Consider the following 3174-nt stretch of genomic DNA (forward strand, 5'->3'; position numbering starts at 1 on the left):
AACAAGCCTTCGATTTGTTTGAATTGCTCGGCGGTCAGTTGCATGGCACTCGGTCTCAACACTATTTGCTGCATTATAGCAAATAGTGTTAACAGGCCCTAGGTATCTGGCCATTGACTCAACAGCATCTTCGGCAGCACGCTTTCCAGCAGGTTGTCTGCTGTCGCCCCTGCATGCATATGCGCAAGCTTCCCGTCGAGCACCAAGTGGGCAAAACCATGGACCATCGACCAGGTGGCGAGCAGCGCGGCACGTGCCTCGGCGTCCAGGGGCTGATCCTCGGGGATGGAGCGGATCGCGCGAATGCTGTCTTCGAGCTGCATCAAGGTTCGTTCGCCCGCTTCCTGCAGGGCTGAGTGATCCTCGCTCAATAAATCGCGTCGGAACATTAGGTGGAACCGACCCGGATATGTAAGCGCGAAACGCACGTAGCCAATCCCCTGCATCCGCAGCCGCTGTGCCGGCGCACTCCTGGCGGCACCGACATCCAAATGCTTCGCGAGCCCCACAAAACCGAGAACGGCCACTTCGGAAAGCAGGCCGGCGGCACTGCCGAAGTGATAGGCCGGCGCCGCCGAGGAAACCCCCGCACGCCGAGCCGCTTCACGTAGGCTGAAGCCTTCTACACCCTGCTCCGCCAGGATTTCGTCGGCCGCATGGATCAAGGCCGCCTTGAGATCTCCGTGGTGATAGCGCTCGGGATGGCGCTCCTCCGTTCGACTGTTTCGTTTCGCTTTAGGCATGACGCATCTTTACACTGTTCAGACTGTGGTATAGCTTAGATTTTATCACTGTTAAGATGAGAGATGAACAGATGGCCACAACGGTAGCAGAAAATCGGAACAGCTCTGATGCCCCTCTCTCCGGTCAGCGCAGTTGGAGCAGCAGCGATATTCCTGATCAGACAGGCCGCACTGTGGTTGTTACCGGGACCAACAGCGGGTTGGGGTTTCTGACCAGCTTAGAGCTGGCCAAGCGCGGTGCTCATGTGAGCATGACTGTGCGGGACTTGCAGAAAGGGCGGGACGCCCAAGCGAGGATTCAGGCACATCATCCCAGAGGTAGCGCCGAGCTGCGCCAACTCGATCTGGCCGACTTGGAGCAGGTGAAGGCATTCGGCAAGCGACTGATCGTCGGGGGAACGCGCGTTGACCTTCTCGCCAACAACGCCGGTATCATGATGCCGCCGCGCTTGCTGACGTTACAGGGGCACGAACTGCAGTTCGGCGTAAACCATCTGGCCCATTTCGCCCTTACTGGGCTGCTGCTGCCACGAATCGGCGAGAGCCAAGATGGTCGTGTCGTCACCATCAGTTCCGACCTACACAAGCGCGGCCAGATCCATTTCGGCGATCTTACAGGCAAGCGCAAATACGGGCGCATCGCCTTCTATGCCCAATCCAAGTTCGCCAATGTGCTGTTCGCACTCGAACTGGATCGCCGGCTCAGAGCCGCCGGCGCCCCCATCAAGAGCGTGCTCGCACATCCCGGATATGCGGCTACCTGCCTGCAGATGAGCGGGCCAGGCGGCATCCTCAAGCTGTTCATGCGCTTTGGCAATCGCTTCTTGGCACAGCCTGCCGAGATGGGGGGTATTACCCCAACTGTATGCAGCCACTGACCCCGAGGTCGAGAGCGGCAAGTTCATCGGGCCGGATGGCCGGAACGAAAAGAAAGGTTACCCGACCCAGGTATGTCCTGCGGACGCAGCCCTTGATATCAGTCTTGCTAGGCAACTCTGGCAGCTTTCGATAGATCTCACCGGTGTTCATCCCGATTTTTCGAAGATGAAGAACGTCACGGCATGACGGCGCTGAATACCCTCCCGCTGTCGCGCCTGGATATCGAATCCGTTACTGGCGGTGAGATCATAAGTTCATTGCGAAATTCTTGAGGAAGAAGGGAAGACCACAGGCTTAAGAAAAAATCGTACCAATGTAAGTACTCGAACGAAATTTTCCCGGATTTTCTGCTGTTCCGAACCAAGCCAACCCCTGTATTTCAGAGGCCTGCACGGGCAGTGCAGGGGAAAAATATCGGATTATTTTTCTTCGAGCACTTAGGCGTTAGGCTCTCACACTGTTCACATAGGAGGTTAAATGAGCGTTGGAAAGTTGTTGCAATGGCAGTGGAGGGGGTACCCGAGGTATCACCGATCACGCACGAACTTACTCATTCATCTAGTCGCCGTGCCCTTCTTTTTGATAGGCACTATTGGACTAGTGGTTGCGCTCATTCAATGTTCCGTAATCTTCGGAGCCATCTCGCTTGTTGCCATGGTAGTCTCAGTCACTCTGCAAGGTTGGGGGCATCAGCACGAAGAAATTCCACCTGAGCCATTCACCAATGCAACCAACACGGTATCCCGCATCTTTCTTGAACAATGGATTACCTTCCCAAGGTTTGTCATTTCGGGAGGTTGGTTTCGTGCGCTGCGCAACTGACGCCGCTGGTACTGTCACGTTGTTGATGTGCAGCCGAACGAAAACGTGACTCACGAGGATGAAGAACTCACGCGGCGAGACGTTCTGGCATCGGGGCACACGTCACCCTTTCCCAAGCCGTAAAGGCTTGGGTGCGTACTGCTGATCGTGACGTTTGGCGCAGTGGTCTGTGTCGCGGGAGCAAAGAAGTTCGCCGCCTGACCGGAGATTCGGGGCGGTTTTTATGGAGTTGAGGTACCTACACTGTTCCTTGCCGCCGCCGGAGAATTGCACTTCGCTCGCGCGGCCGAGAAGCTGCAATTCCTTGATAAACCTACTGTATCTGGCTACGGCGTAGTTCAGCCAAGTTCGGTGCTGGAGTCATGGTGAGATGAAAAACGCCCCTCGCAGCAGGGGCGTTTTCTATTGGTGCGCCAGGCATGGCGCGTTGCGCGCAAGCGCAACCAGCTTGGCTGTGGTGGCCCTGCTGGTGACTTGGAGGTGAAAGTCCTCTACACACCCGGCAAGGGGAAGTGTTAGCCAGAGGCAAGGGTGTCGCGGGCGACTGCGAATCTGAAGGAAGCCCGAGGCAAAATGCTGGCCTGACGAACAGGAAGCGGATAGAGGCGGTACAGCGGGGTAAGGCAGCCAATATCGTCAAAGCCCAATACTTGCACGGAACGCTGTGACGTAGATCCGACAGGCATAAGCAGGAAGGTCGCGCGAATTACCCTGGGAGATCTGTACGCTT

The 3174-nt window shown here is 56.5% G+C and carries 2 protein-coding genes; one reads left to right on the forward strand and one right to left on the reverse strand.

The window, feature by feature from the left end; translation table 11 throughout:
• Positions 1-98: 98 nt before the first annotated feature.
• The gene (locus ACYVD0_RS12025; RefSeq protein ID WP_460427027.1) at positions 99-743 is read right to left on the reverse strand and encodes a TetR/AcrR family transcriptional regulator; all 645 of its coding nucleotides are present in this window, start codon (positions 741-743) and stop codon (positions 99-101) included.
• Positions 744-814: 71 nt separating this feature from the next.
• On the opposite strand from ACYVD0_RS12025, the gene ACYVD0_RS12030 reads away from it, so the two are divergent.
• Complete coding sequence (locus ACYVD0_RS12030; RefSeq protein ID WP_460427028.1) at positions 815-1621, forward strand: SDR family NAD(P)-dependent oxidoreductase; 807 nt, start codon at positions 815-817, stop codon at positions 1619-1621.
• The last annotated feature ends 1553 nt before the right edge of the window (positions 1622-3174 follow it).

The organism is Azotobacter armeniacus (assembly GCF_054779355.1).

Coding starts and splice junctions, on each gene's coding strand:
- ACYVD0_RS12030 (WP_460427028.1), top strand. CDS start 815: ATGGCCACAACGGTAGCAGAAAATCGGAACAGCTCTGATGCCCCTCTC.
- ACYVD0_RS12025 (WP_460427027.1), bottom strand. CDS start 743: ATGCCTAAAGCGAAACGAAACAGTCGAACGGAGGAGCGCCATCCCGAG.